At 35.3% G+C, this 15819-nt stretch carries 17 protein-coding genes; 6 read left to right on the top strand and 11 right to left on the bottom strand.

Going from position 1 to position 15819, the window contains the following annotated elements; genetic code table 11:
- Window positions 1-230 precede the first annotated feature (230 nt).
- A complete protein-coding gene (locus DCS95_RS10140; protein WP_116770658.1) occupies window positions 231-923 on the top strand; it encodes an NUDIX hydrolase in 693 nt (230 codons plus the stop codon).
- A gap of 64 nt (window positions 924-987) precedes the next feature.
- The gene (locus DCS95_RS10135) at window positions 988-2004 is read left to right on the top strand and encodes a LacI family DNA-binding transcriptional regulator (RefSeq protein ID WP_116770657.1); all 1017 of its coding nucleotides are present in this window, start codon (window positions 988-990) and stop codon (window positions 2002-2004) included.
- A 15-nt stretch (window positions 2005-2019) separates the two neighbouring features.
- On the opposite strand, the gene DCS95_RS10130 is transcribed toward DCS95_RS10135, so the two are convergent.
- From DCS95_RS10130 to uxaC, 4 genes are read right to left on the bottom strand one after another with little or no spacing between them, the layout of a single operon-like run.
- Entirely contained in the window at window positions 2020-3315 is a 1296-nt protein-coding gene (locus tag DCS95_RS10130) for a TRAP transporter large permease (protein ID WP_116770937.1), read from the bottom strand.
- A complete protein-coding gene (locus DCS95_RS10125) occupies window positions 3315-3773 on the bottom strand; it encodes a TRAP transporter small permease (RefSeq protein ID WP_244178437.1) in 459 nt (152 codons plus the stop codon). Before DCS95_RS10125 ends, DCS95_RS10130 begins: the two co-directional genes overlap by 1 nt.
- Window positions 3774-3779: 6 nt before the next feature.
- Window positions 3780-4757 (bottom strand): TRAP transporter substrate-binding protein, encoded by a 978-nt coding sequence (locus DCS95_RS10120; protein ID WP_116770656.1) that lies wholly within the window; start codon window positions 4755-4757, stop codon window positions 3780-3782.
- Window positions 4758-4791: 34 nt separating this feature from the next.
- Window positions 4792-6210 (bottom strand): glucuronate isomerase, encoded by a 1419-nt coding sequence (gene uxaC / locus DCS95_RS10115; RefSeq protein WP_116770655.1) that lies wholly within the window; start codon window positions 6208-6210, stop codon window positions 4792-4794.
- Window positions 6211-6692: 482 nt separating this feature from the next.
- On the opposite strand from uxaC, the gene DCS95_RS10110 reads away from it, so the two are divergent.
- The gene (locus DCS95_RS10110; protein WP_058104301.1) at window positions 6693-6914 is read left to right on the top strand and encodes a hypothetical protein; all 222 of its coding nucleotides are present in this window, start codon (window positions 6693-6695) and stop codon (window positions 6912-6914) included.
- 104 nt (window positions 6915-7018) lie between these two features.
- On the opposite strand, the gene DCS95_RS10105 is transcribed toward DCS95_RS10110, so the two are convergent.
- Genes DCS95_RS10105 through DCS95_RS10085 form a run of 5 tightly spaced genes read right to left on the bottom strand, consistent with a single transcriptional unit; the run spans window position 7019 to window position 10610 of the window.
- The gene (locus tag DCS95_RS10105) at window positions 7019-7294 is read right to left on the bottom strand and encodes an ATP-dependent Clp protease adaptor ClpS (protein ID WP_116770654.1); all 276 of its coding nucleotides are present in this window, start codon (window positions 7292-7294) and stop codon (window positions 7019-7021) included.
- A gap of 21 nt (window positions 7295-7315) precedes the next feature.
- A complete protein-coding gene (gene prmA / locus DCS95_RS10100) occupies window positions 7316-8152 on the bottom strand; it encodes a 50S ribosomal protein L11 methyltransferase (protein ID WP_116770653.1) in 837 nt (278 codons plus the stop codon).
- A 15-nt stretch (window positions 8153-8167) separates the two neighbouring features.
- Window positions 8168-8917, bottom strand: coding sequence for a triose-phosphate isomerase (tpiA, locus tag DCS95_RS10095; protein WP_116770652.1), 750 nt, complete (start codon window positions 8915-8917; stop codon window positions 8168-8170).
- Between the two features lie 37 nt (window positions 8918-8954).
- Window positions 8955-10052 carry a BT_3928 family protein gene (locus DCS95_RS10090; RefSeq protein WP_116770651.1) on the bottom strand — a complete coding sequence of 366 codons (1098 nt, stop codon included), beginning with the start codon at window positions 10050-10052 and terminating at the stop codon, window positions 8955-8957.
- A gap of 9 nt (window positions 10053-10061) precedes the next feature.
- Window positions 10062-10610, bottom strand: coding sequence for a DUF1599 domain-containing protein (locus DCS95_RS10085; protein ID WP_116770650.1), 549 nt, complete (start codon window positions 10608-10610; stop codon window positions 10062-10064).
- Window positions 10611-10713: 103 nt separating this feature from the next.
- Here DCS95_RS10085 and folP point away from each other — a divergent pair, with 103 nt between their 5' ends.
- The 3 genes from folP to DCS95_RS10070 are packed head-to-tail and all read left to right on the top strand — an operon-like array spanning window position 10714 to window position 13175.
- The gene (gene folP / locus DCS95_RS10080) at window positions 10714-11538 is read left to right on the top strand and encodes a dihydropteroate synthase (RefSeq protein WP_116770649.1); all 825 of its coding nucleotides are present in this window, start codon (window positions 10714-10716) and stop codon (window positions 11536-11538) included.
- Between the two features lie 54 nt (window positions 11539-11592).
- The gene (gene cdaA, locus DCS95_RS10075; RefSeq protein ID WP_116770648.1) at window positions 11593-12381 is read left to right on the top strand and encodes a diadenylate cyclase CdaA; all 789 of its coding nucleotides are present in this window, start codon (window positions 11593-11595) and stop codon (window positions 12379-12381) included.
- Window positions 12378-13175: a DUF3667 domain-containing protein gene (locus tag DCS95_RS10070; protein WP_116770647.1), complete on the top strand. Its 798-nt coding sequence runs from the start codon at window positions 12378-12380 to the stop codon at window positions 13173-13175. The genes cdaA and DCS95_RS10070 overlap by 4 nt, the downstream gene beginning before the upstream one ends.
- On the opposite strand, the gene DCS95_RS10065 is transcribed toward DCS95_RS10070, so the two are convergent.
- Both DCS95_RS10065 and truA read right to left on the bottom strand, forming a co-directional pair.
- Window positions 13176-14942, bottom strand: coding sequence for an ABC transporter ATP-binding protein (locus tag DCS95_RS10065; protein WP_116770646.1), 1767 nt, complete (start codon window positions 14940-14942; stop codon window positions 13176-13178).
- Complete coding sequence (truA, locus tag DCS95_RS10060) at window positions 14935-15684, bottom strand: tRNA pseudouridine(38-40) synthase TruA (RefSeq protein WP_116770645.1); 750 nt, start codon at window positions 15682-15684, stop codon at window positions 14935-14937. The genes DCS95_RS10065 and truA overlap by 8 nt, the downstream gene beginning before the upstream one ends.
- Window positions 15685-15819 lie beyond the last annotated feature (135 nt).

Genomic DNA, 15819 nt, shown 5'->3' with positions numbered 1-15819 from the left:
ATTAGCACTTTTAAAGTTATGCAAAAAAAATGACCGCCCTGCGTTTTTCACTTGCTGCGGGAATTTTATTAAAATAAAAACGAATCTTTTTAGTCTAAATATAAACCCCTTTTTAACCACTAACACGTTTAATAATAGACTACTAAACAAAAAAATTATGTGCCATTTCTACTCTAAAAATGGTGCTGTTAAAATGAAACTCACTAATTTAGGTCCGCAAAAAATTAGTAATGGTTTTGAATAATTATCGCAAAGAGGACAAAGTTCTTCTTGCTATAGATTGTATTATTTTCGGATTTTATCAAGAAGAATTGAAAATTTTACTCGTTGAAAGAGACTTCGAACCTGCAAAAGGGGAATGGGCACTTATTGGTGGATTTCTTAAAAATAAAGAAAACCTCGATGAAGCTGCCGCCCGGGTATTAAAAAATTTAACGGGTCTGAGCAATGTTTATATGGAACAGGTTCATTGCTATTCTAAGTTAGACCGAGATCCTGCTGAAAGAACCATTTCTGTAGCATACTTTGCACTGATTAACATTGCTCATCATTGTAAAGAAATTTTAAGGGAAAATCCGATTAAATGGTTCGATATAAAAGATGTTCCCGAACTTATTTTTGATCATAATGCTATGGTAAAAGATGCTCTTCTGCTATTACGAAATAGAGCAAGTAATAAACCGGTAGGGTTTGAGCTTTTACCCGAAAAATTCACCATGCGACAGCTCCAAAAGTTATATGAAGCTATTTTGGATACCGAACTTGACAAAAGAAACTTCATCAATAAATTCAACTCTTTTGACCTTTTGAACAAATTGAAAGAAAAAGACATGAGTTCTTCGAAAAAAGGTGCTTTTCTATTTGAATTCGACGAAGAGAAATATCATAAAAAAGTGGAGAAAGGATTTAGCTTTAAAATTTAAGTCAAACGTAGATTCTATCAATCTTATATAACACAATATTCGTAAATTTGCCATACATTATTCTATGAGCAAGAAAGCTACCATTTACGATATTGCAAAAGAATTGAACATTACTGCTGCAACGGTATCGAGGGCTTTAAACAATAATCCTAAAATAAGCGAAAAAACACGCGAACTCGTTTTAGCGACCGCCACTAAATTAAACTACAAACAAAACCGACTTGCCTTAGCTTTAAAAAGTGGTAAAAGTAAAAATGTGGGTGTCGTTGTACCTTTTATCAACAAAAATTTCTTTGCATCGGTTATACGTGGTATTGAAGACGAGCTGTACCCAAAAGGGTTTCATGTTATTATTTCTCAAACTTATGAGGATACCACACGCGAAAAGAAAATAATACAGAACCTGCTTAATGCCCAAGTAGACGGTATTCTTTTATCAACCGCATTTACAGAACAAAACAAGGAGGAATTTAGAGAGTCTTTGAAAAAGAACACCCCTTTTATTCTTTTTGACAGAGTATTGAGATTTAAGGAAATTAGCACCGTAACCATAGACGATTACCAAGGCGGATTTAAAGCTACCGAACATTTAATTCTACAGGGTTGCAAAAGAATTGCCCATTTTGATGTTGACCAAAGCATTGAACTTTATAAACATCGCTTTAAGGGATACAAAGATGCATTGGCAAAATACAATTTACCATACAGGTATGAATATGTAATCTCGTTAAAAAGTAATATGGAAGCGGGTAAGGATGCCGCCGAAAAACTAATGAACTTACCGGTACCACCAGATGCCATATTTTCTTCTACCGATAATGGTTTATTGGGTGCTGTAAAGTATCTGCAGAGCCAATCTGTTCGTATTCCCGAAGATTTAAGAGTGGTTGGGTTTAGTAATGAACCTTTTACCCAATTTATGGAACCATCTATTAGTTCCGTAGATCAATCTCCATTAGAAATGGGCAAAATGGCAGCACAAGTTTTTTTAGAACAAATTGAAAACGATTCTATGGATAAAGTACAGAGCAATGTGGTGTTGCCAGCAAAATTGGTTGTTAGAAAATCGTCAAGTAAATAGCAGATTTTTTAACTACTACAAATCAAACAAACTAGGCAACCATAAACTTAACTGCGGAATATAAGTCACCAAGAACAATGCAATAATCATTGCTATGAACAAGGGCAACAAGGGTTTAAACACCTTTTCTATTGTCGTTTTAGCCACACCTACCCCAACAAATAAGACGGAGCCAACGGGAGGAGTACATAAACCTATACAAAGATTCAATACCATGATAATACCGAAGTGAACGGGATCAAGACCCAATTTGGTTACTACGGGTAAAAATATCGGTGTAAAAATCAGGACAGCGGGAGTCATATCCATAAAAATCCCTACAAACAGTAACAACAAATTAATAATTAATAGAATCACAATTTTGTTCTCACTAAGACTTAATAGCCCAGAACTAATGTCTTGCGGTATGTTCTCATACGACAAGGCCCAAGACATACACATAGAGGACCCGATAAGTAACATTACAATTGCAGTAGTTGCAGAAGAATCTAACAAGATCTGTGGTAATTTAGGCAAGGTTATCTCCTTATATATAAAACCTAAAACCAAACTATAAAGAACAGCTATAGCAGAAGCTTCGGTAGCTGTAAAAACACCAGATACTATACCTCCAATAACCACTACGAGCATAAAAAGACTTGGCAAAGCGTCTATAAAAGTTTTACCGACCTGTTTTAAACTACTTCGTTTACCAACTTTGTATTTTTTCTTTTTAGCCCAAAAAGCAGCAACGATCATCAAGAACAATCCTGTCATGATACCAGGAATATATCCTGCCAAGAACAAGGCTGCAATAGATGCACCTCCACTGGCCAATGAGTAAACAATCAATACGTTACTAGGTGGTATTATTAAACCCGTAGTTGCCGAAGTGATATTTACGGCAGCTCCAAATTCTTTGGAGTATCCTTCTTTTTCCATTTCAGGACCTAGTATACTACCCATTGCCGATGCAGATGCCATTGCCGATCCAGCTATAGCTCCCATTAACATGGCCGCTATCACATTGATCAATGCCAAACCGCCAGGAAAAGATCCCACCAAGGTTTTAGCGAATGCAATAAGCCGGTGTGCGATACCTCCCTTGTTCATGAGTTCGCCAGATAGTACAAAGAAAGGAATGGCCAAGAGGGCAAAACTGTCCAAGCCGGTCGCCATTCGCTGAGATACCGTTGTAAAGGCAGGCATTGCAGGTATACTGACCAACATGGTCAACAAAGATGAAATTGCTATACTCCATGCCACCGGCGTACCAATGGATAATAAACATATGAAGCTTATTACTAAAACTAGAATTGGTAAATACTCCATCATGAGTTTATATTTTTTAGGTCAGAAATTTTATAATACATAATCAGCAAACCGCTAATAGGAATAATAACGTATACGAATGCCAAGGGAAGTTGTAATGACGGTGACTGCTGCCCCAGCACATAAGAAATATACACCAAACGCGTACCACCGATTACAAAGGCGAATAAAACAAAAAGAATGATTAATACGGTAACAATAATCTTCAGTTTTTTCTGTGTCTTTAAATTCTGCCTAAGCGGTAAAATATCAATGGCCACATGAAGATTGCGACCAGAAACGTAAGCCGCACCTAGTACTCCGATCCATATCATTAAATAACGCGCCAATTCATCGGTAAAGGAACTTGGGTTTCCGGTTACATATCTGGTAAAAACTTGCCATAGTACGTTAATAACCATAACGGACATAATAAGCACCAATGTCTTGCCTAAAACGGCGTCTATTTTGTTTCGCATAGTATATTATTTAGTTTCTTGAATTTGTTTGATAAGCGGATATATTTCTGTATCATCTTTATATCCTTCGTATATACCTTTCACCTTTTCTGCGAATAGTGATTTATCTGGTCGAATGACTTCAACGCCCGCCTTTTGAACTTCACGTAGCGCTTCCTCCTCTGCCTCTGCCCATAAGACACGCTGGTACTTTACAGATTCTTTTACCGAAGCATGCAACCATTCTTGCTCTTGCGCGTTTAACTTATTCCAAACATACGTACCAATTAATAGTACATCTGGTAGAACGGTATGCTCATCTAAAGAATAATACTTACATACTTCATAATGTCTTGACAAATAAAAACTAGGTGGGTTGTTCTCTGCACCGTCCACAACACCTTGTTGTAAAGATGTATATAGTTCACCCCATGAAATAGGAGTTGGTGAACCCCCTAATGCTTTTACCATATTAACGGCCGTTGCACTTTCCATAACCCGTATTTTTTCTCCCACAAGATCCTCTGGTTTTTCAATAGGTTTGTTCATCGTGTAAAAACTACGGCTACCTGCATCATAATACCCTAGACCTTTTAACCAATACTGCTCGCCTTCGTTCAGTAATTGTTCACCAATAGGGCCGTCTAACACGTTAAACGAATGTTGACGATCTCTAAAAAGAAAAGGAAGACCGAGCACTTTCATTTTCGGTGCAAAATTTTCCAATACTCCCACAGATACTTTCGTCATGTCTAAGCTACCGATCTGCAAAAGCTCTAAACACTCCCGCTCCGTTCCCAGTTGTTGGCTAGGGTATATTTCAAGTTTGAGCTTACCACCCGAACGCTCTAACAAATCTTCACCCATTTTTACCATGGCCTTATGTACCGAATGGCTGACATCTAAACCATGCCCTAATCGAATAGTCTTTACTTCATTTTGTATTTCACAACCTAAACAGGTAATGATCAAAACAAGAAACGATAGTATTTTTGCACTTTTCATAGTATTGGTTTAAACGATTTTACGAACCGAAACATTAGTAATTAAATTTGAAATACTCTTTGGCATTATTATAACTGATATCTTGTATAATTTTGCCTACCAACTCAAAATCTTGTGGCAGTTCTCCCCTTTGCATCTCTTGTCCAAATAAATTACACACTATTCTTCTAAAATACTCGTGTCTAGGATAGGAAAGAAAACTTCTAGAATCTGTCAACATACCAATAAAACAACTAATTAGTCCCATATTGGATAGTGCATTGAGCTGCTTGGTCATTCCATCTTTTTGATCTAAGAACCACCATCCAGAACCAAATTGCATTTTACCTTTTACCTTACCATCATTATAATTACCGATCATGGTAGCAAGCACTTCATTATCGGCAGGGTTTAGGTTATATAAAATAGTTTTTGTCAACTTATCTTTAGCGTCTAGCCTATTCAAAAATTTAGATAGTGTCTCAGCTTGCGAGTAATCACCAATGGAATCCCAACCTGTATCAGGACCTAAAAGCCTTGTCATTCTTGCATTGTTATTACGCAATGCGCCAAGGTGAAATTGTTGGATCCACCCACGAGAATGATATTGTTCACATAAAAACAACAAAATGGAAGTCTGAAATTTTTCATCTTCCTCTAAGGTTAATTGTTTTTTAGCTCTTCTCTTCTGAAAAATACCTTCTATTTCCGCATCTGTAAACTTTCTAAAAGGAACATAACTTAGACCATGATCGGACAGCGTACAACCATTTGCTTCAAAATAATCTAAACGTACACTCAACGCATCGCATAAGGATTTATATGAATCAATGGTCACATTACTTACCTCAGTTAGTTTATCTAAATATTCTAAATAGGTATCGTTTGATATAACAATCGCTTTATCCGGTCTAAAAGCAGTAGACACTTTTACGTTGAAACCACTATTCTTTATTTTGACATGATGATCTAGACTATCGATCGGATCTTCAGTAGTGCAAATAACCTCAACATTCATTTTGGTTATTAGATTATGACAATTATAAACTGGCGTTTGCAACTTAGCAGTAGCCTCATCATAAATATCATTAGCGGTTTCCGCATTCAATAAGGTATCAATATCAAAATAGCGCAACAGCTCCAAATGTGTCCAATGATATAACGGATTTCTTAAAGTATAAGGAACGGTTTTACCCCATTGTTGAAATTTTTCTTTACCGGTGGCGTCACCTGTGATATACCTCTCTTCTATGCCAAAAGTTCGCATAGCACGCCACTTATAATGATCACCGTCTAACCAAATTTTGGTCAAGTTCTCAAACTGACGATTATTAGCGATATCGTTTGGAGGTAAATGACAGTGATAATCTATAATCGGCATATGCGATGCAAAATCATGAAAAAGTCTTTGAGAAAATTTATTTTCCAATAAAAAATCTTCTCTTATAAAGGTCTTATTAGCTACCACTGACATACTTATTTCTGTAATTATTTTTATTCGATTTCCTTTCCTAAAAAGAAAAATAATCCCTAGTTAACAATTTAATTAGATGCTATTTTTTTAGAAAACATTGCATTATAAACCTTTAAAATTGATGAATAACGATTTTAATGCAATCGATTACACAAATATATCTTTTTTTAAAGATTTGGCAAATAAATTCATTTAAAAATAAGATAAGGATTTTTAACCTTAGTTCTTTTTGCATAATTCCTAATTATACCTATAATTACCCTAGAAAATTCTTATTTCGCCAACTAATTTGGTCCGATATATGGTTTAGGAAAAATTTTAACCGAATAAAATGTGAATTGATTTCGAAAAAAAGGCTTTAAACCACCTTATTTCGTTAAATTGTTCATAAATACTATTATCTAATAGCCTCATAACTATATACAATCGACAAAGAATTGCGTAATTTGAATATTATGTTAACTTTGAAAAAAAAGCATCACATGGAGTTACTTGAAAAAGCTCAGGAATTTGAGAGTCGAAAAATGAGCAATATGTCAACTAGTGACCGAGTAGAAGCATCGAGAGAGGCAAAAGCACTTATCTTAAGCATCAACGAAGTTTATAAAGAAACTAAGGATCCTAGTTTAATGGACGTAATGAAAAGATTAACCGAGAAAAAGAAGAAGATTGAAAAAAGATTGAATGGCGTGCCATTGGTATAATTTCTCTCTAAACTTATAGTTTATTTATTTTTTAGATTAATCAATAAAAAGACCCCTTATAGAAATAAGGGGTCTTTTTATGTTTAACAAATTAATTAAAAAACTCAGGTTATCTCTGCATTGAGTCCCGCTTGTAATAATTTTGAGCATTGCGGCTTAAGCTCTTCATACTCTCCGGTTTTTACCGTGCATTTACCTTTGTAATGTACAATTAAAGAACATTGCTCTGCCTGTTCTGGCGAATGTTCACAAACCGAAATCAATGTATTTATTACATGATCAAATGTATTCACCTCATCATTAAAAAGAACGATTTCATTTTGCTGAACCGTCTCTTCTTCAAGGAGTAGTTCTTCGTAAATTTCTTCTTTTGTGCTCATATGAATCTCAATTAATACTAACTAATTTACATATTTTGCTGCAACCCAATTATTTCGTTCAAGGTTTTTTTCAAATTTTAACTGTAATTCAGTGCATTTTTGTGAAATCATTTCCAAATCTTGGGTATAAAAACCACTTAACAATAAAATACCCCCTTCGTTTAAAGATTTCGCATAGCTAGGTAAATCTGCCAATAAAATATTTCTATTGATATTAGCTATGATCAAATCGTACTTCTTTCCTTCCAATAAAGCAACGTCACCTTCATACACAGATATAAAATCCATATTATTTCGAGCAACGTTTTCTTTAGTGTTTAAATAACACCAATTATCAATATCAATTGCATCTATGGATGTAGCGCCACGCATACCCGCCAGAATTGCCAAAACCCCGGTACCACTACCCATATCTAAAACAGTTTTATCTTTTACATCTAATTGCAAAATATGCTGTAGCATCATATGTGTAGTTTCATGATGCCCAGTACCAAAACTCATTTTAGGTTCAATAACAATATCATAATCTACCTTTATCTTCTCATGAAAAGGCGCTCTGATCATGCATATATCATCTACAATAATGGGCTGAAAGTTTTGCTCCCAAGTGGCATTCCAGTTTTCTTGCGCTATTTCTTTATATTCATATGTAATCTCAAAATTGGAATTTTGTAGAATATAAATATCATCTAAAATAGCTATAGACCAATCTGTTTTTTGAATGTACGCCAAAACATCATCATCTTCTTCTACAAAACTTTCAAAACCGGCTTCACCCAATTCTGCAATGAGAATGTCTGAGGCCGGTTCTTTAGGTTTTACCGTAAAACGGTATTCAATATATACAATATCGCTCATTATAGTTTTCTGAACTTAAATAGCATTAATGATTGCAATAAAATCATCGGCAACCAAAGATGCGCCACCAATTAAACCACCATCAACATCTGGCTTAGAGAAAATTTCTTCTGCATTACCTGGTTTTACACTACCACCATAAAGTATGGTAATGTTATTTGCAATAGTAGCGTCAAAAGCTTCAGAAATAGTTTTACGAATAAACGCATGCATTTCCTGAGCCTGATCTGGAGAAGCCGTTTCACCGGTACCTATGGCCCAAACAGGCTCATACGCCAAAACAATATTTGACCAAGCTGAAGGTTCTAAATTAAAAAGTACGTTCTTCAACTGGCTTTCCACTAATTTAAAATGGTTACCAGATTTACGATCTTCCAATTCCTCACCAAAGCAGAACATTACACGAATGCCTTTTTGTAAAGCGGTAATTACCTTTTTAGATAATATGGCATCACTTTCACCAAAGTAAGCTCTTCTTTCCGAGTGCCCTATAATTGCCGTGTCAATTCCTATATTCAATAACATATCTGCAGAAATTTCACCAGTAAATGCTCCACTTTCCGCATAGTGCATATTCTGTGCAATAACCTCTATTTTAGAATTATCCAAAGCACGTACCGCACTTGAAAGATTTACATATGTTGGTGCTACCATAACTTCTGCATTTGTATCGGGTAGTTTTGCCGACAATTCTGCCAAAAGTGTTTCGGTTTCTGCCAAATTCTTGTTCATTTTCCAGTTACCTGCTACTATCTTTGCTCTCATATTTATGTTTCTAGTTGTTCTGTTTCAGTTTAAAATCTTATTCAAAAATTAAGTTCTCTAAATCGTTGTAATGAACTTTTTGTTTAATGGTACCTTTCTCTAATACCAATACCCCAGGGTTAGATCTTACAATAGTTTTTAATGTAGTCTCGTCTGTAAAATAAAAATCAAAACCCAAGCTATATTCTTTCTTCAAAGCATCTGTTTGATCAGGTCCGGATGCAGACATGCCAATTACTTTGTAGCCTTTGGCTTTCGCTTTATCGGCAACCGTTTTTATTTCTTTGAAAACCTCAAGGTTAGACTTTCGTAAATCATACGCTATCACCATTACCAATTTTGGTTCTTGCAACAACGAGCCGGCAAAATCCTCTCCTTCCTGTTCAATTGTAAAATCATGAACCGGTGGTTCATATCCTGCTTGAATTTCTTCTGTTTCAACATCAATAAACTCCCCGTTTACTGTTGGGTAGTCGCCATTAGTTACATGTATTTCCTCGTTTCCATTCACATTGAACTTCCATCTGTATTCAAAAATAGCCTTGGGAGCATCTTCTGGCGTGCTCATACCTTCCTCTATATTCTTACCTATTTCATAAGGTCTAAAATCGATAACAGGCAAATGATTTAATACATAATACACATAGCCGATACAAGCAATGAAAGAGATATACAATACTGGCATCAATGTTTTTGAACTGACCAAAGGAGTTATATACTTTCTACCGGCATAAATGATCAATATAAGTATCAACAGCACCACATCTTTTGAAAAAGATTGCCAAGGTGTCAATTTTATGGCATCGCCAAAACAACCACAATCGGTCACTTTATTAAAGTATGCAGAGTAAAAAGTTAGGAAAGTGAAGAAAATTATCATTGCCAACAATGTCCAAAGCGTGAGTTTACGCTTATATCCAAGAATTAGCATAACCCCTACCATTACCTCAACAATAACTACCAAAATTGAAATGGCAAGTGCAAATGGAGTTAAAAAGGGTAAATCCAATACCCCTTGACTAAAATATTCTTCTAACTTAAAAGAAAAACCAACAGGATCATTCAATTTTATAAATCCGCTGATAATAAAAAGTATTCCAACAAAAATTCTAACGACACCTACTAAATACTTCATTCCTATTTTTTATTTTTCTGATTCAGAACCTAAATGTATTAATGCGAATACCGCATAATTGATCATATCTTGATAATTGGCATCAATTCCTTCACTTACCAAAGTTTTACCTTTATTATCTTCTATTTGTTTTACGCGAAGTAATTTTTGCAATATTAAATCTGTAAGTGAACTAACTCTCATATCTCTCCAAGCTTCACCATAATCATGGTTTTTGTTCAGCATTAGTTCCTTAGTGATTTTAATATGCTTTGCGTATAATTCAACCGCTTTTTCAGTACTTAGGTCCGGTTGATCCGCTACACCAAGTTCCAACTGAATTAATGCCATCACAGAATAATTAATGATACCGATAAACTCTGACCGTTCACCTTCATCGACCTTACGTACGGCGTTTTCCTGAAGACTGCGTATACGCTGTGCTTTTATGAATATTTGATCTGTTAGCGACGGCAATCTTAAAATTCGCCATGCACTACCGTAATCTGACATTTTTTTCTGGTACAGATTTATACAAACCTGAATTACCTCATCGTATTCCTTTGCCGTATCTAGCATGTAATTCTATCTAATTTGTGTAAATTTCGCTTAAAAAATTGTAACCATCAAGATAGATGGTTTAAACTTGAAAAATGCCACAAAATCCTTTCAAATATTAACAATGACCATAAACTGCAGCGGTAAACTTATATCTCTTGAACAACCCAAAATAATGGGTATTTTAAATGTTACTCCAGATTCTTTTTTTGATGGTGGAAAATACAAGGATGAGTCAAGTATATTACAACAGGTAGAGAAAATGCTCAATGAAGGTGCCACTTTTATAGATGTTGGTGCCTATAGCAGTAGACCCGGCGCTTTAAAGGTTGATGAAACCACTGAACTGAAACGGATAGAACCTATTGTCAGCCTTATACTAAAGAAATTCCCTGAAACCATTCTATCCATTGATACTTTTAGAAGCAATGTCGCAAAAGCATGTATAGAAAACGGTGCCGCTATTATTAACGATATCACTGCAGGATTACAAGATGATAAAATGCTAAGCACGGTAGCTCAATTAAACGTACCGTATATTATGATGCATATGCGAGGTACGCCTCAAAATATGCAACAACAAACCAGTTATGATGATATTTTGAAAGAAGTACTTTTTTATTTTTCCGAAAGACTTTCTGCTGCCAAAGCATTGGGCATTAAAGATATTATTATAGACCCTGGTTTTGGTTTTGCAAAAAACCTTGAACAGAACTATGAACTTTTAAACAAAATGGAACTCATGGGTTTTACAGACCAACCTTTACTAGCTGGTATCAGTAGAAAATCCATGATCTACAAAACCTTGGGCACTTCCGCCGAACAGGCATTGAATGGCACAACAGCTCTACACATGGTGTGCTTACAAAAGGGAGCAAAATTTTTGCGCGTTCATGATGTCAAAGAAGCTTTTGAATGTGTTAAACTATATGAACAATTAAATGCCTAAGTTTATATTGATTTCTTGTCATCTAATTTCTTAATTTTACTAAAACGGTACTGCTTGGATTTTTTAAATTTTATTGACTTTAAGATTACAGATGTTTTAGACATCATTTTTGTTGCCGTGCTGCTATACTACATTTATAAGCTGGTAAGAGGCTCGGTAGCCATCAACATTTTTATCGGAATTGTTATTGTTTGGGCTTTCTGGAAGCTTACCGAATTGCTAGACATGCAAATGATCAGCAGTATGGTAGGTGCCTTTATGCAAGTTGGGTTAATTGCATTGATCATAGTATTTCAACAGGAGATACGAAAATTTCTATTAATGATCGGTTCTACCAATTTTGCGAACAAAAGAAATTTTGTAAAGCATTTTAAATTTTTAAAACAAGAAGGCATTTCTACCGATACCGATGTAGATTCCATTATAAAGGCATGCGAAAAAATGGCCAGCACTAAAACAGGGGCTATTTTGGTTATTGAGCGTAACAACTCCCTAGATTTTATTAAAAATACGGGAGACCGTATGAATATTGAAATAAACCAGCCAATTCTAGAGAGTATATTTTATAAAAACAGCACATTACATGATGGTGCTGCGGTTATTGTTGGAAATTACATTGTAGCTACCCGTGTAATCTTACCGGTGTCTAACGAACGTAACATTCCCCTTCGTTTTGGCTTACGACATAGAGCTGCCGTTGGTATTAGTGAAAAAACCGATGCACTTAGTCTAGTGGTCAGTGAGGAAACCGGACTCATTTCCTACATTAAAAACGGGGAATTTGTGCTGTACGATTCGATTACCCAATTAAGTAATATGCTGAAGCAAGATTTGGTGCAATGAATTGTAAGAACTGCGAAAACAACTTAAGAACGGATTTTAGCTATTGTCCCGATTGTGGCGCTAAGGTAATTCGCAATAGACTTACGGTGAAGAACTTATGGTATGATGCAACCGAGAGATTTTTTAATATAGATAACACTTTTCTAGTAACATTCAAACACCTTTTCACCAAACCTGATGAAGTTATAGGAGGATACATTAACGGTGTTAGAAAAAAGTATTTAAATCCTATAAGCTACCTCACCATTGCAATTACTTTTGGCGGACTTTTTGTTTATGTCTGTACGGAGTTCTTCCCCAATGCTTTAGATTTTGATTTTAGATATGAAAATTCTTCATCTTTAACTGAAGCAGAAAATTTAGGGCAAGATTTCCAAAAGACATGGAATACTTACTTATTCAAATATCAAAGTCTCTTTTACATGGCTATGATGCCATTTTTGGCTTTAATTTCTCGACTTGTATTTATTAATAAAAAACAATTTAACCTTAGTGAACATTTTGTAATAAACATCTACGCATATTCACACCTGTCCATAATTATCAATACCGTTTACATGTTGGTTTTATGGAACTCCAAATTACTTTATTACGTTTCAATGGTCAATTTGGTATTTCAAATTGGTTTCTTTACTTGGGTATTTTACAAGCTCTTTAATTTGACTATAAAGCAGACCATATTGAAACTTTTACTATTTCTTGTTTTATTCGCTACGATATGCTTTGTAATAATGTTAATTGCGATAGTATATATAGCCCTTTTTACTGATACTTTTCAGAAAATGGCAGCCTAATTAAGCAACCTCCTCAGCTAAGAACTGAGCTTCATAAAGATTACTATAATAACCTCCTTTTTTAAGCAGCTGTTTGTGTGTACCGGTTTCAACGATGTTACCGGCATCCATTACGATAATCTTATCTGCTTTTTTAATTGTAGCCAGGCGATGTGCAATAACGATAGAAGTTCTCTCTTGAGTAATCTTATCCGTAGCCAATTGTATCAGCTGCTCAGAATAAGTATCTACTGAAGAGGTAGCCTCATCTAAAATTAAAATACTCGGGTTACTTACATAGGCTCTTAAAAAGGCAATTAATTGTCGTTGACCACTAGAGAGCATGGTTCCACGTTCTTTTACATTATAGTGATATCCGCCGGGCAAACTAGATATAAATTCATCTACTCCAATAGCTTGGGCAGCCTTCTCTATATCATCGACAGAAACATTTGAATCTTTTAAAGAAATATTATTGGCTATGGTATCGGCAAACAAGAATACATCTTGTAAAACCACTGCAATATGCGCCCTTAAAGAAGATAATTTATAATCCTGTATATCTACTCCGTCCACTTTAATAGACCCTGAGTTGATTTCATAAAATCTATTCAATAAATTGATTATAGTACTTTTTCCCGCTCCGGTAGCACCAACGATAGCGACTGTTTCCCCGGCTCTGACTTCAAAAGATATACCGTGTAGAACTTCTTCATCCTCCAAATAACCAAAATGAACATTTTCAAAAGAGATATCGCCATTTACAACTTCTTTCTCATAAGTACCTACATTCTGTATATGACTATCGGTATCTAAAATCTTAAAAACCCTATTGGCAGCAACCATACCCATTTGCAAGGTGTTGAACTTATCTGCAATTTGACGTAATGGTCTAAACAGTAAATCGATCAACATAATAAAAGCAAAAAGAGTACCGGCTATATCTGTTGTGATATTGGCTACATTCTGTAAGCCACCGTACCAAACGATCAACCCTACCGTTAAAGAAGAAACAATTTCAGCAATTGGAAAAAAGATCGAGTTGTACCACACCGTTCTTAACCATGCCTTTTTATGCTTCTCATTAATTTCCCTGAATTTATCGCTCTCAATTTTTTCTCTTGTAAATAGCTGAACGATTTTCATACCTGTAATACGCTCTTGTACAAAAGAATTTAAATTAGAAACCTCTGCCCTAACCTCGGTAAAGGCAACTTTCATTGCTTTTTGAAACCACCTAGTGGCATAAATAATTATAGGCAAAAGGGCAAAAACGATTAATGAAAGCTTCCAGTTTATAAAAAGCATTACAATTGCGGCTACCACCATCTTCAATAAATCGGCAACAATAACAAAGAAACCTTGACTAAAAATTTCGCCGATTCTCTGCATATCGGCAACTGCTCGAGTAACCAGTACACCTAACGACGAATTATCAAAATACGTCATTTTAAAAGAGAGCATTTTTTTAAACAAATTGATCCTAATGTCTTTGATAACAGATTCCCCTAACCAGTTTGCGTAGTAGTTGAAAGCCAACTGAAAAATTACCTGCCCCAGTAACACCACAAGCATAGCAACCGTTAAGTTCAAAAGCAATTCTTGATTACTACCTTTTATAGCCTCATCAATAATTTTTTTTACAATCAACGGGGTAAGAATAGCGAATCCGGACAATAATATAGCGGACATTGCCACGCCATAAAATGTAATTCGGTACGGTTTTGTGTAGGCAAGTAAGCGTTTAAAAAGACGAGTGTCAAATGCTTTGCCAGTATCCTTATCCATTCTTTAAAATAGTATTGGGGTAAACAATAGAAGTCAAATATAGTCCTTTTGCAGGAACAGAAACCCCTGCTTTGGTTCTATCCTTACTTTTTAATATGGTATTAACATAGTCTGGTGAATATTTGCCCAAACCAACATTAATGAGCGTGCCTACTATAGCTCTAACCATATTTCTAAGAAACCTATCTGCCGTTATAGTGAAAATCAAATTGTTCTCTTTTATCGACCATTGTGCTTCTCGAAGGTCACAGATATTAGTAAATACATCGGTATTCGATTTTGAAAAACATTCAAAATCCTTCTTTCCCAAAAGAAGATTTGCTGCAATATTCATTTGCTCAACGTCTAGCTCTTTTTTCACAAAATATGCCAAGTCCGTCGTAAAAGGGTCTTTGCTTTTTGCAATATGATATTCATAGGTTCTTGCCGTGGCGTGAAAACGGGCATGCGCATCATCCTTTACCTCAAAAATACGCTCAACCGCTATATCATTGGGTAAAAATGAGTTTAGTCTAAATATATAATCTTGAATATCTTCCAACGTATCAACATCAAAATGGGCATACATCATTTTTGCATGTACCCCGGTATCTGTTCGCCCAGCTCCCATCAATGAGACAGGGCTGTTTAAAAGTTTAGACATACCTTTTTCCAAAACCTCTTGCACGGTAATGGCATTCGGTTGATTTTGCCAGCCATGATATGCTTTACCGAAGTATGAAAATTGAATGAAGAATCTCAAAAGGATATGCTAGTTTTGTATCTCGCAAAGATATTAAAAACGATACGTTTTAACATTCTTGGACAAACACTCAAATAATAAAAATTGATATCACTTGCTATTCTGCAAGAGGACGCAATGAGCAAACATGTAATT

Origin of the sequence: Maribacter litoralis, from assembly GCF_003075045.1 — a bacterium.
Taxonomy (GTDB): Bacteria; Bacteroidota; Bacteroidia; order Flavobacteriales; family Flavobacteriaceae; genus Maribacter; species Maribacter litoralis.
This window is presented reverse-complemented; position numbering and strand designations above follow the sequence as displayed.

Excerpts from the sequence above, each read along its gene's own strand:
- DCS95_RS10140 (WP_116770658.1), top strand. The coding sequence starts at position 231 with ATGGTTTTGAATAATTATCGCAAAGAGGACAAAGTTCTTCTTGCTATA.
- DCS95_RS10135 (WP_116770657.1), top strand. The coding sequence starts at position 988 with ATGAGCAAGAAAGCTACCATTTACGATATTGCAAAAGAATTGAACATT.
- DCS95_RS10130 (WP_116770937.1), bottom strand. The coding sequence starts at position 3,315 with ATGGAGTATTTACCAATTCTAGTTTTAGTAATAAGCTTCATATGTTTA.
- DCS95_RS10125 (WP_244178437.1), bottom strand. The coding sequence starts at position 3,773 with ATGCGAAACAAAATAGACGCCGTTTTAGGCAAGACATTGGTGCTTATT.
- DCS95_RS10120 (WP_116770656.1), bottom strand. The coding sequence starts at position 4,757 with ATGAAAAGTGCAAAAATACTATCGTTTCTTGTTTTGATCATTACCTGT.
- uxaC (WP_116770655.1), bottom strand. The coding sequence starts at position 6,210 with ATGTCAGTGGTAGCTAATAAGACCTTTATAAGAGAAGATTTTTTATTG.
- DCS95_RS10110 (WP_058104301.1), top strand. The coding sequence starts at position 6,693 with ATGGAGTTACTTGAAAAAGCTCAGGAATTTGAGAGTCGAAAAATGAGC.
- DCS95_RS10105 (WP_116770654.1), bottom strand. The coding sequence starts at position 7,294 with ATGAGCACAAAAGAAGAAATTTACGAAGAACTACTCCTTGAAGAAGAG.
- prmA (WP_116770653.1), bottom strand. The coding sequence starts at position 8,152 with ATGAGCGATATTGTATATATTGAATACCGTTTTACGGTAAAACCTAAA.
- tpiA (WP_116770652.1), bottom strand. The coding sequence starts at position 8,917 with ATGAGAGCAAAGATAGTAGCAGGTAACTGGAAAATGAACAAGAATTTG.
- DCS95_RS10090 (WP_116770651.1), bottom strand. The coding sequence starts at position 10,052 with ATGAAGTATTTAGTAGGTGTCGTTAGAATTTTTGTTGGAATACTTTTT.
- DCS95_RS10085 (WP_116770650.1), bottom strand. The coding sequence starts at position 10,610 with ATGCTAGATACGGCAAAGGAATACGATGAGGTAATTCAGGTTTGTATA.
- folP (WP_116770649.1), top strand. The coding sequence starts at position 10,714 with ATGACCATAAACTGCAGCGGTAAACTTATATCTCTTGAACAACCCAAA.
- DCS95_RS10070 (WP_116770647.1), top strand. The coding sequence starts at position 12,378 with ATGAATTGTAAGAACTGCGAAAACAACTTAAGAACGGATTTTAGCTAT.
- DCS95_RS10065 (WP_116770646.1), bottom strand. The coding sequence starts at position 14,942 with ATGGATAAGGATACTGGCAAAGCATTTGACACTCGTCTTTTTAAACGC.